17 protein-coding genes are annotated in these 22,168 nt (G+C 36.3%); 12 read left to right on the top strand and 5 right to left on the bottom strand.

Features of this window, described 5'->3' with window-relative positions; genetic code table 11:
• Positions 1–16: 16 nt before the first annotated feature.
• Positions 17–1,231, bottom strand: a complete 1,215-nt coding sequence (locus IGI84_RS15400) for an argininosuccinate synthase (protein WP_142966870.1) — start codon at positions 1,229–1,231, stop codon at positions 17–19.
• A gap of 406 nt (positions 1,232–1,637) precedes the next feature.
• On the opposite strand from IGI84_RS15400, the gene rplM reads away from it, so the two are divergent.
• The 6 genes from rplM to IGI84_RS15370 all read left to right on the top strand — a co-directional run bounded on the left by rplM (position 1,638) and on the right by IGI84_RS15370 (position 10,031).
• Positions 1,638–2,084: a 50S ribosomal protein L13 gene (gene rplM, locus IGI84_RS15395; RefSeq protein ID WP_301280258.1), complete on the top strand. Its 447-nt coding sequence runs from the start codon at positions 1,638–1,640 to the stop codon at positions 2,082–2,084.
• Between the two features lie 15 nt (positions 2,085–2,099).
• Complete coding sequence (gene rpsI / locus IGI84_RS15390) at positions 2,100–2,492, top strand: 30S ribosomal protein S9 (protein WP_003128901.1); 393 nt, start codon at positions 2,100–2,102, stop codon at positions 2,490–2,492.
• Between the two features lie 1,848 nt (positions 2,493–4,340).
• Entirely contained in the window at positions 4,341–5,618 is a 1,278-nt protein-coding gene (locus tag IGI84_RS15385; RefSeq protein WP_430600537.1) for a DNA methyltransferase, read from the top strand.
• Between the two features lie 5 nt (positions 5,619–5,623).
• Positions 5,624–7,930 (top strand): ATP-binding protein, encoded by a 2,307-nt coding sequence (locus IGI84_RS15380; protein ID WP_430600535.1) that lies wholly within the window; start codon positions 5,624–5,626, stop codon positions 7,928–7,930.
• A 260-nt stretch (positions 7,931–8,190) separates the two neighbouring features.
• Positions 8,191–8,928 (top strand): hypothetical protein, encoded by a 738-nt coding sequence (locus IGI84_RS15375; protein ID WP_430600534.1) that lies wholly within the window; start codon positions 8,191–8,193, stop codon positions 8,926–8,928.
• Between the two features lie 17 nt (positions 8,929–8,945).
• Positions 8,946–10,031: a DGQHR domain-containing protein gene (locus IGI84_RS15370; protein WP_430600532.1), complete on the top strand. Its 1,086-nt coding sequence runs from the start codon at positions 8,946–8,948 to the stop codon at positions 10,029–10,031.
• Between the two features lie 598 nt (positions 10,032–10,629).
• Here IGI84_RS15370 and IGI84_RS15365 read toward each other — a convergent pair.
• The 3 genes from IGI84_RS15365 to IGI84_RS15355 all read right to left on the bottom strand — a co-directional run bounded on the left by IGI84_RS15365 (position 10,630) and on the right by IGI84_RS15355 (position 11,600).
• Positions 10,630–10,755, bottom strand: a complete 126-nt coding sequence (locus IGI84_RS15365) for a hypothetical protein (RefSeq protein ID WP_333474041.1) — start codon at positions 10,753–10,755, stop codon at positions 10,630–10,632.
• A 324-nt stretch (positions 10,756–11,079) separates the two neighbouring features.
• Positions 11,080–11,304, bottom strand: a complete 225-nt coding sequence (locus IGI84_RS15360; protein WP_115233002.1) for a helix-turn-helix domain-containing protein — start codon at positions 11,302–11,304, stop codon at positions 11,080–11,082.
• Positions 11,305–11,381: 77 nt separating this feature from the next.
• The gene (locus IGI84_RS15355; RefSeq protein ID WP_015510596.1) at positions 11,382–11,600 is read right to left on the bottom strand and encodes a helix-turn-helix domain-containing protein; all 219 of its coding nucleotides are present in this window, start codon (positions 11,598–11,600) and stop codon (positions 11,382–11,384) included.
• Between the two features lie 253 nt (positions 11,601–11,853).
• Here IGI84_RS15355 and IGI84_RS15350 point away from each other — a divergent pair, with 253 nt between their 5' ends.
• The 4 genes from IGI84_RS15350 to IGI84_RS15335 are packed head-to-tail and all read left to right on the top strand — an operon-like array spanning position 11,854 to position 17,909.
• Positions 11,854–14,895 carry a glycoside hydrolase family 2 TIM barrel-domain containing protein gene (locus IGI84_RS15350; RefSeq protein ID WP_430600530.1) on the top strand — a complete coding sequence of 1,014 codons (3,042 nt, stop codon included), beginning with the start codon at positions 11,854–11,856 and terminating at the stop codon, positions 14,893–14,895.
• A 2-nt stretch (positions 14,896–14,897) separates the two neighbouring features.
• Positions 14,898–16,193 (top strand): ABC transporter substrate-binding protein, encoded by a 1,296-nt coding sequence (locus IGI84_RS15345; protein ID WP_270267096.1) that lies wholly within the window; start codon positions 14,898–14,900, stop codon positions 16,191–16,193.
• Between the two features lie 22 nt (positions 16,194–16,215).
• Positions 16,216–17,097 (top strand): carbohydrate ABC transporter permease, encoded by an 882-nt coding sequence (locus IGI84_RS15340; RefSeq protein WP_087626655.1) that lies wholly within the window; start codon positions 16,216–16,218, stop codon positions 17,095–17,097.
• Positions 17,094–17,909: a carbohydrate ABC transporter permease gene (locus tag IGI84_RS15335; protein WP_087626654.1), complete on the top strand. Its 816-nt coding sequence runs from the start codon at positions 17,094–17,096 to the stop codon at positions 17,907–17,909. The genes IGI84_RS15340 and IGI84_RS15335 overlap by 4 nt, the downstream gene beginning before the upstream one ends.
• A 157-nt stretch (positions 17,910–18,066) precedes the next feature.
• On the opposite strand, the gene IGI84_RS15330 is transcribed toward IGI84_RS15335, so the two are convergent.
• Positions 18,067–18,915 carry a helix-turn-helix domain-containing protein gene (locus IGI84_RS15330; protein ID WP_413158535.1) on the bottom strand — a complete coding sequence of 283 codons (849 nt, stop codon included), beginning with the start codon at positions 18,913–18,915 and terminating at the stop codon, positions 18,067–18,069.
• Positions 18,916–19,127: 212 nt separating this feature from the next.
• On the opposite strand from IGI84_RS15330, the gene IGI84_RS15325 reads away from it, so the two are divergent.
• Both IGI84_RS15325 and IGI84_RS15320 read left to right on the top strand, forming a co-directional pair.
• Positions 19,128–20,315: an MFS transporter gene (locus IGI84_RS15325; RefSeq protein WP_430600527.1), complete on the top strand. Its 1,188-nt coding sequence runs from the start codon at positions 19,128–19,130 to the stop codon at positions 20,313–20,315.
• Between the two features lie 860 nt (positions 20,316–21,175).
• A complete protein-coding gene (locus IGI84_RS15320) occupies positions 21,176–22,168 on the top strand; it encodes an ABC transporter permease (protein WP_005233042.1) in 993 nt (330 codons plus the stop codon).

Here is a 22,168-nt window from a genome sequence, read left to right as displayed (position 1 = left end):
CTTCAGCCGTGCATACTTAAATCAATGTTTCTGTTAGTTGCTGTTGTGCTTGGATCTCAGCGTGCACTTTGCTTGGCAGTCCCCATAATTTGATGAAGCCGATGGCCGCATGCTGATCAAAGGTATCTGCAGAAGTATACGTTGCTAAGTTTTCATCGTACAAGCTGTTTTCAGATTTCCGTCCTTCACAGATGACGTTGCCTTTGAACAATTTCAAACGCACGATCCCGTTGACGTAGACTTGCGTGCTTTTCAGGAAGGTAATCAAGGCTTCCGTCAATGGATTGAACCAAAGACCATCATAGATGACTTGCGCTAATTGCTGCTCGATGATTGGTTTGAAATGCGCCAATTCCCGTACAAAGACCAAATCTTCCAATTCTTTATGAGCCGTCATCAAAGCGATCGCTCCTGGACATTCATAAACTTCCCGTGATTTGATCCCCACCAGACGATTTTCGATATGGTCGATCCGACCAATGCCATGCTCGCCAGCCATCCGGTTCAGTTTCATGATCAATTCTGCTAGATTCATCGTCTCGCCATCAATGGCGGTCGGTACCCCTTGATCAAAAGTGATCTCAACGATCGTTGGTACGTCAGGAGTATCTTCTAATTCTTGCGTGATGGCGTAGGCTCCTTTTGGCGGTGTTGCCCAAGGATCTTCTAAGACGCCGCACTCACAGGCACGTCCCCACAAGTTTTGGTCGATGGAATATGGATTGTCCAAGTCAGCGGGAATCGGCACTCCTTTTTCCGCTGCATAGGCAATTTCTTCTTCTCGGGACCATTTCCATTCCCGAACCGGTGCGATGACTTTCAAGTGAGGCGCTAAAGCAGCGATCGCCACTTCAAACCGAACTTGGTCGTTGCCTTTACCAGTACAGCCGTGGGCGACGGTCGTTGCGCCAGTCGCTAATGCCAACTCCACCAATTTCTTAGCGATCAATGGACGAGACAAAGCGGAAACAAGAGGATAAGAATTTTCATAAAAAGTATTGCCTTGTAAAGCGATCAAAGCAAAATCTTGGGCGAATTCTTCGCGGGCATCGATGGCATAAGATTCAATCGCGCCAACTGCCAAAGCTTTGTCTTTAATGGATTGGGTATCGCGACCTTCACCGATATCTAGGCAGCAAGCCACCACATCATATCCTTGGTCCGTTAACCATTTAATTGAAACGGAGGTATCTAATCCTCCAGAATAGGCCAATATTACTTTTTCTTTCATACTTATTAACTCCTTTTCCACATGTTTTCAAGTGATTGAAGCTATCTTATCAGAATAAAAATAATAAATCAAGGGCAAAATTAAATATTTATACATAAAAATGGTGATTATCAGGTTTTTATACTATTATCGATGGTTAAGGAAAAGAAGTGGATGCTCACTTTATTAATGAAAGTTTATACATGATATTCATAAAGCTATTCAGTTTTAGAAGCCTGCAACAACAAGTTTCGTTTTTCAGAGAAAATGGCAGAAAATGAATGGAGAAAATTTTCAAAAAGAGGCGGAATTACGTTGACATTAGGCTTTATAGAAGGTATTATGTTATATGGTATTGTTTGCCCCACAAGAGCCCCGGAAACTCAAGTGTATGTCAAACATTCGTGAAATTGAATTGGAGGAAAAAATTGTGCGTACAACATATATGGCCAAACCAGGCGAAGTAGAACGTAAATGGTACGTAGTAGATGCAACAGATGTTCCTATGGGTCGTCTTTCAGCAGTAGTAGCATCTGTCTTACGTGGTAAAAATAAACCAACATTCACACCTCATGTGGATACAGGCGATTTCGTAATCGTCATTAATGCAGAAAAAATCAAATTAACAGGTAACAAAGCAAGCGATAAAATTTATTACCGTCATTCAAACTTCCCAGGAGGATTGAAATCAGTCTCTGCTGGAGAATTACGTGCTAAAAATTCTCGTCGTTTGATCGAAACTTCTGTAAAAGGCATGCTTCCTAAAAACACTTTAGGCCGTAAACAAGGAATGAAACTTCATGTTTATGCTGGCGCTGAACACCCACATGCTGCACAACAACCAGAAGTATTGGACATCACAAACTTAATCTAATAGGAGGGAATTTCATTGGCACAAGCTCAATATATCGGCACTGGCCGTCGTAAAAATGCAGTAGCCCGCGTACGTTTAGTACCAGGTACTGGTAAAATTACTGTTAACAAAAAAGATGTTGAAGAATACATCCCACACGCAGACTTGCGTGAAGTAATCAACCAACCATTCGGCGTTACAGAAACTAAAGGTTCATACGATGTTTTTGTAAACGTAAATGGTGGTGGATACGCTGGACAATCTGGTGCAATCCGTCACGGTATCGCACGCGCATTGTTACAAGTTGATCCTGATTTCCGTTTAGCTCTTAAACGTGCTGGCTTACTTACTCGTGACGCACGTATGGTTGAACGTAAGAAACCAGGTCTTAAGAAAGCTCGTAAAGCTTCACAGTTTTCAAAACGTTAATCTTTTTATCGAAGATTTCAAAGCACTCTCCTTTTGGAGGGTGTTTTTTATTTTGAGAATACATATTCTCAAAATAACTATCTTTTTAATATTAGTTCTTTTTCAAATAAAGATCTAATGGTAGATATTGCGAGGAAACAAGCGAAGGAAATATTTATGGTGAATTCACGATAACAATTTTTGTACCCTCCAATATCAGTCTGACGATAACAATTCCTTTATGGATACTTCAGCGTTGGAAAAATTATTTAAAAATCAATTATAATAAGTTATTTCTTACTTGATTTCACAACCGATAGATAAAGAACATAAAGTAAAGTTTTTTAGTGAAATAAATTGCATAAATAGACATGTCGGTTTTTCTCAAGGGAATATTTTAGTGTTGTTTATTGCATTTATTAAAATAATTAAAGGTCTATTATTCGACATATTCTTACAAGGAATAATTGTTGCTATTATTATGATTGGAGTGGGTGTACATATCAATAATATAGAACGTACCAAGGGAGTCGGTGTTATGAAAAGTAGAATAAGCATATAAAGTCTATTTTTTAACTACGCAGCAACTCTGTTTACAGATTTAGCCGTCGCCTTTTCTGTATTAATTCAATTGGTACTTTATTTATTGTGTTTGTTAGATAGTAAGTGGTAAATATTATTCAAATTTTTGTAATGCAGTTTTCAGCTATTCTTGTATCAAGTATTTTAGTAGTTACAATTGGTTTTGTTTCTTATGTTACGATGGTTTTAAAAAGAAGTAATTCGAATGCGAAGGGATCTTTGGATTATGAGAAGAGAGGTTTTGATTTTTATTACTCAGGTGTCCTTAAATAATCAGTCTATCTAAGTTCTCGAAAAAAGTATATAATCAACAATAGAGATCCTGTTTTAGTCATACAAAATTTACGAAGGCAGAAACAGTACAATATCTATTTAAATAATCTATAGATAAATAATTTAGGAACTTTTAAATTTTTTAGAGTAGTAGGTAATGCGAGAAGATAAAAGATAGACGATTTCCTAATTGCCTTTTAAAATATCATTGATTGTTTTGATCGACTTAGTGACGTTTGTTTTTGAAAATGTGTTAGGGGCATTTTTGTAAATGTTTTAGTTTGCTCATTCCGAAATACCTCTTCTCCTCCAACTTCTTCTAAAAAAGAATTTGGTTCTTTAGTATAATTATCTAAAATAAGTCGATCTTCACCTTCATCATGAAACGCAGTTTCTAAAAGTTATTTCATTATAGATAAAACTAATCCAATTCTTCTGGCTAATTGCTTAAAATAATCAATGCGAAAATCCAAGTTCTTATTAGTTGTCATCGTCTTTGAATAAAATAATTCTAATCTATAAGTAGAAGTGATAATAGAGGTGTGTTCAATTAAAGGTTTATAGTAGTAGCAACTTAATCCCATAGCATCATTATTAAATGGATCAAACTTCTATAATAAATTAGCATAAGATAAGGTATCAAAGAGTAGTTCATTAACGATAATTACTTCCTATATTTTATACATTTTGAAATGTATCAAGACTTGAAACAGAGAGAAATTTTGTCCGTTAGTTGTTTGTACAAACTTGATATAATTCAGGTAGAGAAAGGTAACTAAAGTTTATTGTATATTAGGAAAAAGGTTTATTAAACTAAAGATTTCAAATTAATCGATATTTTGTATTCATAAAAAAGCATTGGATTTAGATACTAAAGTAAGATAGAATTCTTTATAACAACTACTATATAATCTTAGAGCATTTGGCTTTGTAGAGATGCACATATATCAATATTAAATCTGTACATATTGAATAAATCTATTTCTCCAGTATATTATTTTGAGAGTTTTCAAATTGGAAGGTGTAAAATTGACTATAAAAAAAATTTTGGAAAGAAAAAGCATTGGTTATTGGGATTTTGCAGATTCAAAATCAATTGGAATACACAAGATAAGTGCGTATCCAGCAACTATGGTTCCCGATATGCAAAAAGAATTAATCAAATCAGTTATGGAAGAAGATCATACAATTAAAAATATATTAGACCCCTTCCATGGATCAGGAGTAACATTAGTTGAAGGTGCAAGTTTAGGATTAAATCCTATTGGATTTGATATTAATCCGTTAGCCAATTTGATCACTAGAGTAAAACTTCAAGGGGTAAGCAAAAAAAGTTTAATAATATCACTTAATAAAATGGAAAAAATATTAGATAATGATGAATTTGAATTTACTTTACATGAATTTACTAATATTAATAAATGGTTCAGAAATGATATTATTGAAAGTTTGAGTAAGATTCGTGCTGCAATTCAATTGGAGAAATATAAAAATATTAGACAGTATTATTGGGTTTGCCTAATAAATTGTATAAAGAGATACAGTAATACGCGAACTTCCACATTTAAATTACACGTTAAAACTGATGAAAATATTCAAGGGATAAGAAATAATGTAATTCATGATTTTTTATATAATATCAAAACGTCATACAAATTCTTACCTGATTTTTCTAGAGAGAGACAGGTTTCTTTATTTATTGGAGATACAGCAAATCTAATTGGTGAAATTGAGGATAACAGTATTGATATAATCTGTACATCACCACCCTATGGAGATAACGCTACTACTGTAACTTATGGTCAGTATTCTATGTTACCTATTTATTGGATAGATAGAAGAGACTTGGGAGTATTTGATGAGAGTCTTATAGAAAATTATTCAAGTATTGATTCTGCTAGTTTGGGTGGAAATAAAAAGAGATCAAATAATACTTTTGATTATTCATCTCATATACTTGAAGATTATTTGGCTAAAATAGATGAGCGAAAAAGGAAAAAAGTTAGGTGTTTTGTAAACGATTATTTAGAAGTTTTTTCTAGTTTGAAATCAAAGTTAAAACCAGATAAATATATGGTTTTAACTTTAGGAAACAGAAGAGTGGATAATCAAGTTCTTCCATTGACTGAAATTACTAGAGAGTTTCTTGAAAAACAAAATTTTACTTTTGAGTTAGAAGTTATGAGAAATATCCCATCAAAACGAATGCCTAGAAAAGTTTCAAAAGTGAAAAATCATGCAGTTAAATCAATGAATACTGAATATGTTTTGATAATGAGAAAAAAGGGGTGAATAGGTTGGAAACAACACAATCACAGATAACTGTCAGCGGTAATATAATTAGCGAATTATCTGAGAAGATTCCTAATAATATTATTGCTTTAAACGAGTTAATAAAAAATTCTTATGACGCAGGTTCACCATGGGTGGAGATAATACTTGATTCTGAAAAGAAGAATCTTATCGTTAGAGACAGTGGAACTGGAATGGATATTGATGATGTTAATAAATTGTTTCATATATCATCAAGTGAAAAAGAATATGGTCATGAGATCGAAGTAAATGGGCATAAAAGATTAATTCAAGGCTCAAAGGGATTAGGATTTTTATCTGTTTTTAAATTTGGACGAAAAGTTAAATGGAAAACTAAGAAACAAGAGGTTTTGGAATTTTCAGTCGATTTTAACAAACTTATTAAAGAGTACAATGTATCAGATTACCCATTAGCAATAACTCATTTTCAAAAAGAAGAGAATGAAACTACCGGTACGGAAATTAGTGTTGAAATTGATGAATACAATATAGGTAATTTGAAAGAGTATCTTTCTGATAAAGTTAATTTAACTAAAATTCTTAATTCTTTTATTTCCAAAAAAAATCAAAAATATAATGAAATTATCCCGGATCCAAATTTCATTATAAAATTGATAATAGATGGAAATGAGTATAGGACAAATACTCAAATTGATTTAGCTATGCAGCATGAGACAAAACAATTTCTTCGTGTTAAATTTTCATCAATCGAAAATAAAATAAATTATTTTTATAAAAACGAATTATTATACTCAGAGGATTTTGTTGCTCAAAACGAGGGTTACTTATTGAATTTAGATATTCAAACTTACATTTTAGAATCTTATGGAAAGAAAAAAATCAATGAACTTTTTTATAATCCTATTTCTCTTGAACTCACACCATTATTGTACGTAAACAATAATCTCTTTAATAATTATTCGATATTTGATACCGGTGTTATGAAACCGATTAAGACTTCTTTAATTTTATCGCAAATGATAGGATATGTGAGTGTCACAAGTTCAGATCCAAGAATTAGTTTTAATTCTGACAGAACACAATTTTCGCAAAATAGTTTAACTGATGATATTACAAATTCTATCAAAGAACTGAATAAAAGAATTCAAACAACAGGTTCAACAATAAAAAACGAGCTCAATGGTAAAACAGCATTATTAAACACAAAAATGATTGATGAAGAAAAAGTTACTGATGAATTTGACACAATGACTTTAGTTAAGTCAGATGTCTTACTAAAAAGCCATATTAATACGAATATTAATAGTGATAAAATTGAGTATAATTTATTTGGTAAAAGTTTTTCTGTAGAAATAATTAAAAAACAAAAGAAAAAAAAAGATATAGAAAGAAAATTCTATTTAGGTGAAATTGATGAAGAGTTTCAGTCTGGAGTTATTAAACTTCGCAGTAACGCTCATAGAAAGATCTTTTATGAAACAGCTGAAACTGATGAAATAAATTTTAATAAGTGTGGACAATGGATCATTAAAGATGAAATGGAAGATGAGATTGTTACTACTACAATAAATATAATTGAACCTGATCCTCCACAAGTCAAGGTTAAAATTAGTGATGTAAAATTGCATCATGAGTATAAATATGATGATCTTTTTACGGTAATAAACAGTTTCGGTGAAAAAGACAAGGGTGTAAAATTAGATGTAATTTGTGATGAATCGGATGTCAACAATCAAAAGAGTAGAGGATTGATAACCTTTGATTCCATAAGAGAAGTTAAATTGAATATAATTCTTAGTGACAAAAAAACTAGCTTAAAACATGAGATAGAGGCATATTTTAGAGTGATAGATCCTTCAAAAGAAATTCAATCTACATTCCACAAACAAGATTTTATTAAGATGCCTGTATCGCAAGCCCATAATTTACCTACAAGTATTAAAGCCTTTGTCACAGAGCTTAACGAACTGGCGCTAAACGATAATTTTAGCTATACTTTTGTGTCCTCAGTTAGAACACTTGTTGAGTTACTTGTCATTGATATTTTAAATAATAGAGGAATTCCTAAAGAGGAAAATTTATCTGATAACTATGAGTTAGTTGTAAAAGATTATGCTCATTTTGTTCAGCTGATTACTGACAACAAAGATAGGCAAATAATTAGTGGTCTAATTAAATCAATTGGCTCAAAGGCTGAGAGAGACAGCTTTTTGGCTTTTCTTAACTTAAGTACGCACGGTAGTAGCAGAATTATTTCTAAAAGTGAGGTTATGAACAAGACAAGAGAGTTAACGACTTTGTTAGAATATTTAAATGCTCTAAACTCATAATTATTTGATATTCAATTAATTAATATATAATAAAATAGCGCATGCTATGGTTTAAATGCAGTCTATAGGATTTTCTTTAACAAGTTTGATGTAGGATTAATACTACCAAGCCATTCATATAAAAGAAATCCTATAGATTGAAATTATAACTGTCTGTTAGCTAAAATGTAGTGCAATTTATTTTAGAGTTCTGATTTTTTAATGGATTATGACAAATTTGGTATAAAAGAATTACACAAAAGAAAAAAGGATAGTACGCAATGGATAATATAAAGGGTGTTCTTTACATAAAGGCCAGGTTTGAAAAACCAGATTCTCTTTTTTGCGAAACAATAAATGAGATTCTTCGTGAGAAGCAGGAATTTTCTTCTAAAGTGTATCAAAATATTGAAAAAATTAATGGTTGGAAAGAATTAGTTGGAGTCAACCCTCTTTACGGATTTATGATGAAGTCTGGTGATTATTTATTAATTGAATCAATTGAAAAAGGGCGATGTGAAATTTTCATTTTGTGGCTAAGTAACATAGAAATTTCTGATTTGTTGGCTTCTTTTGTTGATGAAATAAATCGAAATATACTCAGTGATTGGAAAAGAACTAAATATTACCAAATTTCAACGGTCAAATTGAAATACAATGATACTGAAAAAGTTGTCGTATATCCCGCTTTTGAAGGAAAAGAACAAAAAATAGATTTATATAATGAAATCAAATTTTTGAATTTTCGGAAACAAAACAAGAGATTACCAAGGTATAAAATAGTTTATAATTTCATATTAGTCTTGTTATTTGCCTTTGCTATAATTTTAACAGCTAGTAATAATGAGTCTCTTTACCTTGTTATAGGCATTTTGATACCAATAATAATATCTGTTGTAGAACAAATTATTGATTGGAAATGTTCATTAAAATATGCAATTAGTGTTGATACTTTCAGGATATCAAATGATATTACTAATGATAATGATGCAAATAGTAATATATCTGATCCAGAATAATAATAAGAGGTAGTAAAATGAAAAATAAATTTCCCTATTTTGAAGTAAAACAAAATAATCAAACTTTTTTTATGACTAAAATGCCTATCTCGTTTCTTTCTAAAGTAGTAAATTTTCATTTTCGTAGCCCTTATCAGGAAAATACTGAAGATTTTATGAATTCTGAAAATTATGTTATGAAAACTGAAAGAGAGACCGGTTTAAGATTTGAGAATAATGAAAAAGGTATCCAAAGAAGAACAGATTTGAAACGAATTAAAGACATAGCAAAGTTTGTTAAGGAGTCAGATGGTATTGTTTTTTCTACACCTATAGTTCTTTCTTTTAACGTTTTCGAAGAAAGTGATTATTTAAAGAACTACGATATCGATATAGATTCAAGGAGTCTAAGTTTTTCAGATGAGGTAAAATTTACGATTATAGATGGACAACATAGACTTGCTGGATTAGTAGAAGCATTTAAGGAAACATACAATGACATGGAAATGCCCGTAACACTAATTTTAGATGCTGATTTGTCTGTTGCTACACAGCTTTTTATTGATATTAATGGAAATCAGAGAAAAGTCAATAAATCAATGGTCTATGACCTATATGACAATATCACATACAAAGAGATAGATGAGACTAGGGAATTTGTTCAGGCTGTGAAAATATTAAATTTGAGAGAAACCTCTCCTTTGTATGGGAGAGTGAAACTATTAGGAACAGGAACAGGAACAATATCTCAATCCTTTCTAGTAGATTACTTAAAAATTGTATTTAAAAATATTGATAGTGAATATTTGAATACTCAAGACATTTATTCTATGATGTTTATTTATTTTAATATTGTAAAGACAACATTTCCAGAAAAATGGTACATGCATGATAAAAGTAAAGAAAACAGTCAGTTGGTTAAGACAAATGGTATAGGGGCACTTCTTTTACTATATCCTGAAATTTTCTCAATGTTTGGCAATCCTATAGTTAACAAGGATAAATATAAAGATTACTTTTTTAATAGGAAAGATTTTAACTGGGATGATGAAGACTATAATGGTACTGGGAAAAAGGTTCAAAATCTCTTGAAAGAAAATTTCAAGGAATTTAAAATTAATTAGTAAGTGGTTGGGAAATTGTTAATCGAATAAAAAAACAAGTATAGATTTCTATTAGCATTCAATAGTAGCTGACTTGGTTTTGGTCAATGGGTTCAAAGATTATCCATAAATGTACTTTTTTATCAATAGTCCTTCATATAAAACATAAAAACTGTTAAATATTTATCTAAAAAAATTTTTATAGACTAAAACGCTTAAGCGATAAGAACTTCTGTTTTTAAAAACAAAGACACAGAGAATAATATTGGTCCTAACTCCTCATTACTATATCTTACTTTAAATGCTTTTCTATCCTTGATGTGTATTTTTCTAAGAAAGCAAGTCATTAATCATAGAAATTAATAGCAATAATGTGTTGAATAACGAAATTAATAAATATTATTCCAGAAAATATGTTGCTTATAAAAGTAGCAAACAGTATGATAGGCATCGGTTGATACTTATATAGGTATCAATCGATACATATTATTTATCTAGTAGTTGATGGATTAAAAAAATTTAATTTTTTTCTTTGGTTAAGCCCATTTATTTTTCTAGCTATTAACATGAGAGGAGCGGAGAAAATAATTTTCTTATGTTGTGCTATTTACGAAAACTTTCATTTATCCTCAATCGTCAAAATCTCACGAATATCATCTATATTCAAAGCTTCAGCTATTCGCTCGATGTATTCAATATTGATCCGTTGCCGTTTTCCACTGGATAGTTCACTTAGTCTTGCAATGTCTATATCTGCTCACCTAGAAAGCTCCCGTAAAGAAATATTATATCTTTTCACAAGTTCTTGAATATGGATCACTAACACTTTTTCCTTATACACTAAAATCACCTCTTTATTGATGCTTATATAAGTATCATAGATTATAATGCAAACAAACCTGTTTCTTTATTAGCAAACATAAATGAGTTTTTCTATTTAGTGCTTTAAAGCTAAAGCCACATTCAGTCATTGATATAAACAGAAAATCGGAAAGAGAAAATTGGCTTAATGAGTATCTACTTATCTCTTAAAATGATTTAAAAGTGTGATTACAATGAAATCGTGGTATCAATGCTCACTGGCTTTATAAGAAGTTCTTACATCAGTCAAATTTACCAAATAATCAATACTAGTATTATAATAATTTGCTAACTTTATCAACGTTTGAATAGGAATCTCTAACTCACCGTTCTCGTACCGAGAATACGTGGACTGTGAAATATTTAAAAGAGTAGCAATCTGGTGTTGGGTTAAATCATTGTCTTCCCGCAGATCGCGGATTCGCTGAAACATTCACGTCACCTCGATACTATTCTAAATTATGCTCTTATCGCATATTGACTTTTATGCGTTTTACGCATATTATGTTGTTAGTTACGAGGATAAGGCTTTTGATGGTCTGTTAAATTAAGCAAGTAATCGACGCTAGTAGAATAAAAATCTGCAAGTTTAATCAGAGATTGGGTAGGAATGTCTAATTTCCCTGACTCATAGCGGGAGTAAGTTGTTTGGCTGATATTCAGTAGTTTAGCAAGTTGTTCTTGATTCAAGTCTTTATCTTCGCGTAAGTCACGAATTCTATGATACATAAAAATCACCTCAACCTTATTTTAGGTGAGTAATTTTGTGCTACGGCATATTATGCGTTAAACGCATAATTGTTTTGGATTTTCTGTTAAACATCAATATATTTAGTAACTTACATAGGAAATGAAAGGAGGGAGTACTTGAAAAGCAGAAACAAATTTATCTCTATGTAATTGCCATCTTTAAAGAGGGGTCCATATAGAGGAGAAGTCACTTGGTTGTTACAGACAGGACGAAACACATCAGGAGGAAGCTATGTTCCAAGAAAAAATATTCAATCCAGCAATACTACATGAAAACCGCTTGTCGCCTCGAACCAGTTTTTTTAGTTATGAAACGGTCACAGCAGCTATGCAAGGGGATCCGCAGGCATCTTTTGGGTATCAGTCATTAAATGGTCTGTGGGATTTTTATTTGGGTGAGGCAGAAAATCAAATTGTGTATGAACAAAAAATTGAGGTGCCTGCTCATTGGCAGTTTCAAGGGCATGGAAAACCGATCTATACGAATGTTCAGTATCCTTTTCCAATCGATCCGCCATCTGTTGCGATGGATAATCCAACTGCCTTTTATCGAAAAGCATTTATTGTGGAGGACATCGATCTTGCGTACGTACTTCACTTTGAAGGCGTGGAATCGGTGTTTGAGGTGCATGTCAATGATCAGTATGTTGGCTACAGCACTGGCAGTCGCTTGGTATCGGAGTTTGACATCACGCCATATCTTCAAAAGGGCAAAAATGTGCTTAGTGTGAAGGTGAAGCAATGGAGTGCGATGAGCTATGTCGAGGATCAAGATATGTGGTGGCTTGGCGGAATTTTTAGAGAAGTCTACTTGTTTTCCCGTAAGCCGCAGTCGATCCAAAATGTAACGATCCAAGCAGATTTATGCAATCAATACAAAGATGGCATCTTGGAAGTTTCGCTTTTCTTTAACCCTACAATACCAGAGCAGTTAGAACGTACGATAGAAATCGAATTGCTAGATCAAGAAAATGTAACCGTTTTAAAGAAAGCTGAGAAACGCCACCGAGGAGTGAAAGCGGATTGGACGATTTCTGCAACCATTGAAGAGATAATTCCTTGGAACGCAGAAGAACCATATCTATACCATCTTTTGGTGAAACAGTATCAAGGCGAGGAACTGTTGGAGGTCATTCCGCTCCAAGTCGGCTTTAGACAGATTTCCATAGTTGACGGTATTTTCCAAATCAATGGAAAACGGGTGGTTCTGAAGGGTGTCAATCGCCATGAGTGGCATTGTGAGTCTGGCAGAAGTCTGACGGTTGAGACGATGGAACAAGATGTGCAGATGATGAAAGCATTCAATATCAACGCCGTTCGGTGTTCTCATTACCCAGCAGATACAAAGTTTTATCACCTGTGTGATCGTTATGGGCTGTACGTCATTGACGAAGCAGACATTGAAACTCATGGGATGGATATCACCCAAAGGATCAATGAACTGAGCAGTAGTGAGGAATGGTTGCCGACGTATTTAGACCGAGCAAAAAGAATGGTCGAAAAAAATAGAAACCATCCTTCGATCATTTTCTGGTCGTTAGGAAATGAGTCTGGCTATGGGGAAAACCATTTGAAGATGGCGCAGCTGATCAAGAAATTAGATCCCAGTCGTCTGGTTCATTATGAAGGAGAAGCACGGCACTTGAAAGCCTTGGGAGAATGGCAAGCGTGCCAAGCGTCTGATGTCATTTCGACTATGTATACATCTGTTGGCGAAATGGCAGAACAGGGGGAACGTTCCTTAACACAACCGCATATTTTATGTGAATATGGTCATGCGATGGGCAATGGCCCTGGTGGATTGAGCGAATATCTGAAATTGTTTTATCGCTATCCCCGGTTACAAGGCGGCTTTATTTGGGAGTGGATCGATCATGGCATCAAGAGTATAGACCGCGTTTCTGGTGAGACGTACTACAAGTATGGCGGTGATTTTGCAGAGGAAATCCATGATGGCAACTTTGTGATTGATGGATTGCTATTTCCAGACCGTACGCCATCCCCAGCATTGTTCGAGTATAAGAAGGTGATTCAGCCTGTCAAAATCACCTTCCAGCTCTCAGAACAGATCTATCACATCACTAACCGCTTCGACTTTCGAAATTTAGCGTCTTTACAGCCAGTCCTGCAAATCAAAGAAGACGATCAGGTGATTTTCTTACAAGAGCTGCCAAGAATCAATCTCCTGCCTCAAGAAGAAACAACCATTTCCCTGCCAGAAGAAGCTACGCTGAGCTTAGCAGGAAGAGCACAGGCAGTGGTCACGCTGTTTTTCTTTGAAGAAAGTGCGCCAGATTTTTCTCTAGAACACGCAGTTGCTTGGGAACAAGCCATCATTGATCAACCAATAAAAAGCGTACAAATACCTAAAGCGGATGCCTTTCACTGTTCAGAAACGGCCAATGAACTGAGGATTACTTTGGCTGAGCAGACCTATATTTTTCATAAGAAAACAGGTACCTTGAGCCAGTGGCTCATCGAAGGGCAAGCCTTGCTTACTGAACCGATTGAAATGAACTTTTGGCGGGCACCGACTGACAACGACTTGTTAGGCAGTGAAGAGTTTGGTTCGGCAAGCATCGCCAAGGAATGGGAAGCATTTCGCATTCGCCATTTAAAGGAGCGTGTGCTCGCGTTTACCTATGAACAGCGCCCTGATGAAATAAAAGTCGAGATTCGCCGCAACAGCATGCCTATTTCCCTCGACTGGGGAATTGACTTGTTCTTTACGTATCGTCTTTCATTGGCAGGCGACATCCGTGTCGCAGTCCAAGGAACCCCGTTTGGAAACGGACCGAAAACCCTGCCGCGAATCGGTGTGCAGCTGATGATGGATAAACAACATCAGAATGTTCAGTGGCTGGGACTTGGGCCGCATGAAACCTATCCTGATAGTTGCCAAAGTGGGTTTTTCGATTGGTGGGAAAGAACCGTTCCAGAGATGCACACGCCGTATGTGCGGCCGCAAGAAAATGGCAACCGCATGAAGACCAAATTCTTCCGTTTGTCTAAGCCTTCTGGAGCGGGACTGACTATTTCCAGCAAATCGCTGAATTTTAGTGTGCATCACTACACCCAGAACAATTTGGAACAAGCGACCCATACCAATCAATTAGAAACCAGCGACGCAGTTGCCGTCAACATTGACTATGGGGTGCAAGGACTAGGAAGTGCCAGTTGCGGTCCCGGTATTTTACCGAAGTATTTATTGCAAAATCAGGCGTTTGCCTTTGATTTTCAGATGAACTATCAAAAAGAAGTGGAAGGAGCATGACAATGAAAAAAATAGCTTTATGTATGGCAATGATAGGACTAGGAGGCTTAGCTGCTTGTGGGAATGGCAGCGATACGCCAAAGCGTGAGGGGGGCGAACAAAACGGCGCAGAGGAAATCACCATCTGGGCGTGGGACCCAAAATTCAATATTGCAGCCTTTGAGTTGGCGGAATCGTATCATCAAGAAGAAAATCCAGATTTCAAAATCAATGTCACTGAGATTTCCCAACAAGACAGCGTACAAAAAATGAATACCATCTTTAGTTCAGGCAGTACCCAAGGATTGCCTAATATCGTCTTGATTGAAGATTTTCGCGCCCGTAATTTTTTAGAAGTGTTTCCAGAGTATTTCGTTCCATTGACTGAGTATATAAATGTTGACGATTTTATGGATTACAAAATCGAGGTGTCTTCGATCGATGGCGAGCAGTATGGGATGCCGTTTGATTCAGGGGTAGCGGGCGTTTACTTGCGAAAATCGATCATTGAAGAAGCGGGTTTGGAACTGTCAGATTTCACCAATATCACTTGGCAAACCTTCAATGAATTGGGGATCCGTGTGAAAGAAGCAACTGGCAAACCATTGCTGTCCATCGATATGAATGATCTAGGACATTTGCGAATGATGATGCATTCCAGTGGTTATTGGTATACCGCAGAGGATGGTGAAACGCCGTTTATTGACGGCAATCCTTCTTTGAGACAAGGGATTGAAGATTTGAAAATGCTGCTTGATTCAGGAGTAATGACAACACACAATGGCTGGGACCAAATGCTAGCAGGTTTTAACAGCGGCGAAGTAGCAGGCGTTTTACAAGGAAACTGGATCACGCCATCGGTGAAAGCAGAAGAAAGCCAAAGTGGCGATTGGGCAGTCGTTCCAGTACCAAAGCAAGAATCGATCGAAAGTTCTGTCAATGCGACCAATCTCGGAGGCTCGTCAATTTATGTGTTAGATATCGATGGGAAAGAAGAAGCCCTGAGCTATATTGCTGACGTATTCGGCAAAAATATCGCCTTTTACGAAGAGCTGATTCAAACCGTCGGAGCAATCGGTTCTTACGTTCCCGCTTCACAAGGAGATGCGTATCATGCACCAGATCCCTTCTTCGACGATCAGGCTATCTATCAAGATTTCATGAACTGGGCAAATGAAATTCCTTCAGTAAACTTTGGGAAAAACACTTATGCGTTGGAAGACATCATGAATCAAGGCTTTTTGGACTATGTCAATGGAGCAGATTTGGACGAAGTCTTAAAAAATACGCAAATGATTGCTGACAATCAATTGAATTAACACGGACTGAGGGGCATGTACGATGAAAAATAAATTATTTTATAAAAAAGGAGTGATCACGGGGTGGCTATTTATTGCTATCCCGACACTCTTAATCTTCTTTTTCTCTTTTTATCCAATGATCCAAGCGTTTCTATTATCCTTGCAATCAGGAAGCGGCACCGGGCTGACCTTTAGCGGACTAGCGAATTATCGGCGGCTGTTTTCGGATCAAACCTTTTTGACAGCCACGAAAAATACTTTGATCTTTTTGGGCTTTCAAGTGCCTGTCATGGTCTTGTTGGCCATGTTCTTTTCCGTCCAGCTCAATCAGAAAACCCTAAAGCTAAAAGGCCTGTTTCGGACGATCATTTTTTTGCCAGCAGTGACTTCATTAGTCGCATACTCCATGGTCTTTAAATCACTGTTTGCAACAAATGGCGTGGTGAACGCCCTTTTAGTGAGACTGTCGATTGTCTCTGAGCCGATCGCCTTTTTCTCTAGTCCCTTTTGGTCAAAAGTCATTATCATTTTAGCCATCACTTGGCGCTGGACCGGCTACAATATGATTTTCTTTCTATCGGCTTTGCAAAACATTGACCCAGCAATTTATGAAGCTGCTAGAATCGATGGCGCTTCTCCGACCAAACAATTTTTTAAAATCACCGTCCCTTTGCTGAAGCCAGTCATTTTGTTTTCAGCTGTGACGTCAACGATTGGGACACTACAGTTATTTGATGAACCGATGAACTTGACCCAAGGTGGACCAGGAAACGCCACATCGACGATTTCCCAATATATTTATAATCTCTCCTTTCGCTATACACCAGATTTTGGCTACGCCTCTGCAGTTTCTTATGCCATTGTCGTCATGGTCATCTTCTTTTCCATGATCCAATTTAAGATCGGAGGAGAGGACAAATGAAAAAAGTAGGCACATATGTATTTTTGGGTGTTTTTACCATTCTGTTTGCCTTTCCCTTTTATTTCATGTTAGTGAGTATCACCAATCCTACCGTAAATATCATGCAAGGCAAACTATTGCCAAGTACCCATTTGCTAGAAAACTGGCGTAACCTAGTCGCAACCTATGACTTGAAACAAGTATTCTTTAATAGTGCAAGAATTGCGTTGTTACAGACGATTTTATCCGTGACGATCGCTTCGTTGGCCGGCTACGGATTTGAGATCTATCAAAGCCGATTAAAAAATATGCTTTTTAATATTTTGCTCTTGTCGATGATGTTGCCTTTTGCCGCCACCATGATTCCGCTGTTTCGAATGTTCGGCAGCTTTTCAGTAACGATTCCTTTTATTGGGCTCGATACAGTAGCTTCAGTCATTTTGCCAACACTATCGACCGCATTTCTGATTTTCTTTTTCAGACAAAACACAAAAATGTTTTCCAAGTCACTGCTTGAAGCTGGGCGAATGGATGGCCTGTCGGAACTAGGCTTGTTTTTCCGAATATACATGCCAACCATGAAAACAACTTATGCGGCCGCTGCCATCATTACCTTCATCAATAGTTGGAACAGCTACCTATGGCCGTTGATCACCCTTCAATCACCAGAAAAGCAAACCTTCCCTCTGATGATTTCTGCCATCGGTGCCGCCAATAATCCAGATTATGGCTTAATGATGCTAGCAATCGTGATCGCAACCCTGCCAACAATGGTGGTCTTCTTCTCGCTGCAAAAGTATTTTGTGGCTGGGATGTTGGGATCGGTGAAGTAGGGACGTTTAGAAAGATAGGAAGAATAAAAGACAGACGACTAATTGAGATAGTCATCTGTCTTTTGTTATTGAGTCATTCTGATTTATATCTGATTATTTCTAACTATATCCGCTATAAGCATTGTAATTCTCCAATCAACCTGCCATCAACCTGCCATCAACTTAAAAACTGTCGTCCTTCCTTCTCAATCAATTCACAAGTCCATTTATCCTCAAACAACGACGCCATCTGTCTTGCTTGGGCAAATAAATCCGTATCTCCGATCGCAAAACTTTTTCGAGCAGTGGCTAACGAACAGTAATCATAGCGCTTGCTCTTTTTTGCCAATAGCAGGGCTTGATCCGCGGCTTCTTTCGCCTCTGGGTGTTGCTGTTCTTGCAGATAAAGCAAGGCGACATTCAAATGAATCGCACACTGTAAAGGCACAGTATTTTCTAGTGCTTCGTATTTTTTTAGCTGATGGATCAATTGTTTGGCAATGACGTGGGCGGTTTCAACTGGAAAGTGGTATAAAAGACAATTGATCAATTTGATATCATCAAGGGTCCAGTCGGAATAAGCTTGAAGCGTATCCCAGGGAACCGTCAAAAGAACTTTGGGCAGGCAAGGAATTTCTTTTTCTGCATTCGTTGAGAGCGCTGTGAGAGAGTCGATTACATACAACAATAAGTCAATGGTTTTACTGACGGATGTTTTTTGGGAAAGTAAACATTGCTCTTTCAAAGCAAGCAATGCTTTTAGATCCTGGTTGGAAAACAAAGAGAAAAATTGATGCAAGATTTGTTGTTTTTCATTTAAACGGTATCCTTGGGCGATGTAAAAAAATTCATCAAAACCGCAATCGATTCGCGCTAAAAGTGCGATAAAAAGGGTAACGGAAGGCGTTAATTTTTCATTTTCAAATTTAGACAAGGTGGTTCTTGAAAGCAGGTCTTTACAAACTTGCGCTTGCGTGATGCCGCGGCTTTTTCTGATTTTACGATATGTGGTTCCTAAATTATTCATAGGCGCCTCCTTAAGCAATGTGATTATAGTGTACATAAGATAATTTTGCCCGTCAATCTGGTATAGTAGAACTATTAGACAGCTAGGCAACACCAGATAGAGGAGGCACGAACAAAAATGAATCAGACAAAATAAAATCCTTTACTTAGCAAATGGCGATCAATAACTAGAAAAACGAGCAATCGTTATTTCTAAGTAAAGGTGGAAAACAAATGAAGAGGAATCAGGGATTTACCCAATTGATCATTGGCCAAACAGTGGCGAATGTCGGGGATACCATTTATATTGTGGCAATTATCAGTTCTATTTTTAGCTGGACAGACTCTGCTTTGGCAGCGGCGCTGGTCCCGGTACTAGTAACAGGAGGCGGTGTCATTTCCGGCTTCCTCTCACCGGTCATCACGAGTTATTTTCGCTTAGAACAAGTGCTGAAGGTCAGCCAGATGTGCAAAACAGCCGTGCTCTTTTTTATGACCGCGTATCTCTATTTGAAAGCTGAAACGATGAATCTATTGGTTTTATATTGCCTTGTCGCATTGATTTCGTTTTTGGACGGCTGTTCAGAACCAATTAGCCGTGCCTTGATCCCAAAATATGTGGAAAAGCATCGACTCGTCAAAGCCAATGGAATCTTCAATTCGATGCTTCAAACAGTCAACATCGGCAGTTGGGCGATCGGAACCTCCTTGCTGCTGGTATTTTCTGTTCATCAGTTGGTTTTATTAGACAGCTTTCTGTTTCTAAGTGCCTCGATAGTATTAGCGTTTTTGCCTAGAACGACTCGAGAAAAAAACGAAAAGCAGCCGTTAGCACACCAGTTGTTTATTGGTTGGCGCTGGATTATGAAAGATCCTCTTGTTCGGGTAATCGTTGGCATGGACATGCTGGAAAGTATCGCCAATACAGCCTGGGTGTCCGCAATTGTGTTAGTATTCGTTCGAGAAGTGATGCAGACACCTGATGCTTGGTGGGGCTATATCAACGCCACTTATTTTGTTGGCGCGTTGCTAGGAAGTGCGTTGGTGATGCGATTTTCCGAGCGGTTTGATAAAAACAAACGAACAGCGATTGTAATGGGTGCTGTCTTAGGCGGACTGATCACTGTTGCCGTTGCCCTATCAGGCGATCGCTTTTTGATTCTAGGATTATCCGTTTTAATCGGGCTCTTTTCCCAGATCAAAAATATCCCACAAGCCTCATTAATCCAACAAAAAGTAGCAGCCGATCGATTGGTTGCCATCTACGCTGCCTCAGGCATCTTGAATTCCGGTGTTTTTGCTTTATTCACCTTGTTGATGGGACAGGTGGCAGATGTTTTTGATGTACGGTGGGTGTTTGTTCTTTCCGGCAGTTTATTGCTTCTAGTGGGGCTGATTGCAGGGAAGCTTAAAGTTAGTTAAAAGTAAGCGAGGTAGTGGTCAAGATAAAAACTCCTTTACGAGGTTTTTATAAGATGAAACTAGCTTTAATAGTTTACTTTGATAATGGCACATGAAGATGAAAAAGTAGATACAGCTAGTTAGGAACAGTCCCTGACTAGCTTTTTGTGTGGTGATCTAAACGTTCTTACATCGAGAATACAATGATTATTGTAGATTTGATCGGTAGCTAATCACAGATTATTCATATGCAAAAGTATTATGTGGCTGAATATTGAGATTGACTAAGTATGGGGCTGCTATAGGAGGAAAGCGCAAGCGTCTCTATAGAAAACTTGATTACTTGAAAGAAAAGCTTTGTATTGATTTGGAGTAAATTCACAATTTTTTGAATATCTTTAGTTTTCCGAGATTCCCCTAAAAAGTTCATCTAACAGCTCCTAACCTTATATACATTTACATATCTAACTCTTATCTTTTCGCTTTTAGTTAGTTAAAAAGCAAAAAATAAATGTGAATCCGAGCTATTTTTAAATAATTAACCAGATAATCTTCCGATTGGAACGGTTAAATAGTGAATGATTGGTAGAAAAGAGATTAGAGGATGCGAGTTGTGATAAGTAAACTCATAAAAGAAGAATGCTAGAAAAGTAGAGAAAAAATAAGATTAATGAAATAATCGAGATCCTTATTTTATAACAATTTTCGAAAACCATAAATGAATTGAAGGAAGCTTAGTGTGGGTGAAAGAATAATTACAAAAAAATATTGACTTAAAAAAATGGCTATGGTAATCTATAAACGAAAATGGTGGGAACGTTTCCAAAATGCATCTTCGTTAAATTTTTATTTTTTTAAACGAAAATGGAAACGTTTCTAAAATGTATTGGGAGGAGATTGAATTGGAAAAGACATTGGGACCAGGTGGTGAGATAAGGGCGGTACAACGGGATAAAAAAAATATCTCGAAGTGGGAAAAATTAAAGAAACAGTTGCGGCGTGATAAGTGGATGTACTTGTTGCTCTTACCAGGTATCATCATGACGTTTATCTTTAAGTATGTGCCAATGTACGGTGCTGTGATTGCATTTAAAGACTATAATCCTATGCTAGGAATTTTGGAAAGTCCTTGGGTAGGACTTGATCACTTTAGGGAATTTATTAGTTCACCAAATTTTACGCTTTTGCTGAGCAACACATTAAAAATTAGCATTTATGGTTTATTGTTAGGTTTTTTTCCACCAATTATTTTAGCACTGAGCTTGAATCAAATTATCAATAAAAAAATAAAACAGAAAATCCAGTTGATTCTATATGCGCCGAATTTTATCTCAGTAGTTATTATCGTGGGGATGCTGTTTTTGTTCCTATCCGCAAATGGACCTATTAACGGGTTAGTAGAAAAGGTTACGGGGCAACCAATTATGTTCATGTCTAATCCAGCTTATTTCAGAACGATTTATATTTTATCGGGAATTTGGCAAGGAATCGGCTGGTCATCCATTCTTTACACCGCGACGCTGGCGGGAGTCAGTACCGATTTATATGAGGCAGCAAATATCGATGGGGCAAATATTTTACAAAAGATTTGGCATATCGATTTGCCTGCATTGAGGCCTGTGATGGTGATCAGCTTCATCTTGGCCGCCGGCGGTATTATGAATGTAGGATATGAAAAAGCCTACTTGATGCAAACTTCAATGAACATCCCTGCATCAGAAATCATTTCCACTTATGTATACAAAGTCGGCTTGCAATCAGGTGATTATGCCTACTCTGCTGCTGTTGGTCTGTTCAATATGATTATTAATGTCGTTTTATTACTGATTGTCAACAATATAACCAAGCGGCTAAACGATGGTCAAGGCTTGTAA

Origin of the sequence: Enterococcus sp. DIV0008, from assembly GCF_050542615.1 — a bacterium.
Taxonomy (GTDB): Bacteria; Bacillota; Bacilli; order Lactobacillales; family Enterococcaceae; genus Enterococcus_D; species Enterococcus_D innesii.
This window is presented reverse-complemented; position numbering and strand designations above follow the sequence as displayed.

What these genes read in the sequence shown, in the direction of transcription:
- IGI84_RS15320 (WP_005233042.1), top strand. Translation starts at nt 21,176, where the DNA reads ATGTATTGGGAGGAGATTGAATTGGAAAAGACATTGGGACCAGGTGGT.
- IGI84_RS15370 (WP_430600532.1), top strand. Translation starts at nt 8,946, where the DNA reads ATGAAAAATAAATTTCCCTATTTTGAAGTAAAACAAAATAATCAAACT.
- IGI84_RS15330 (WP_413158535.1), bottom strand. Translation starts at nt 18,915, where the DNA reads ATGAATAATTTAGGAACCACATATCGTAAAATCAGAAAAAGCCGCGGC.
- IGI84_RS15325 (WP_430600527.1), top strand. Translation starts at nt 19,128, where the DNA reads ATGAAGAGGAATCAGGGATTTACCCAATTGATCATTGGCCAAACAGTG.
- IGI84_RS15335 (WP_087626654.1), top strand. Translation starts at nt 17,094, where the DNA reads ATGAAAAAAGTAGGCACATATGTATTTTTGGGTGTTTTTACCATTCTG.
- IGI84_RS15360 (WP_115233002.1), bottom strand. Translation starts at nt 11,304, where the DNA reads ATGTTTCAGCGAATCCGCGATCTGCGGGAAGACAATGATTTAACCCAA.
- IGI84_RS15400 (WP_142966870.1), bottom strand. Translation starts at nt 1,231, where the DNA reads ATGAAAGAAAAAGTAATATTGGCCTATTCTGGAGGATTAGATACCTCC.
- IGI84_RS15375 (WP_430600534.1), top strand. Translation starts at nt 8,191, where the DNA reads ATGGATAATATAAAGGGTGTTCTTTACATAAAGGCCAGGTTTGAAAAA.
- IGI84_RS15350 (WP_430600530.1), top strand. Translation starts at nt 11,854, where the DNA reads ATGTTCCAAGAAAAAATATTCAATCCAGCAATACTACATGAAAACCGC.
- IGI84_RS15345 (WP_270267096.1), top strand. Translation starts at nt 14,898, where the DNA reads ATGAAAAAAATAGCTTTATGTATGGCAATGATAGGACTAGGAGGCTTA.
- IGI84_RS15355 (WP_015510596.1), bottom strand. Translation starts at nt 11,600, where the DNA reads ATGTATCATAGAATTCGTGACTTACGCGAAGATAAAGACTTGAATCAA.
- IGI84_RS15340 (WP_087626655.1), top strand. Translation starts at nt 16,216, where the DNA reads ATGAAAAATAAATTATTTTATAAAAAAGGAGTGATCACGGGGTGGCTA.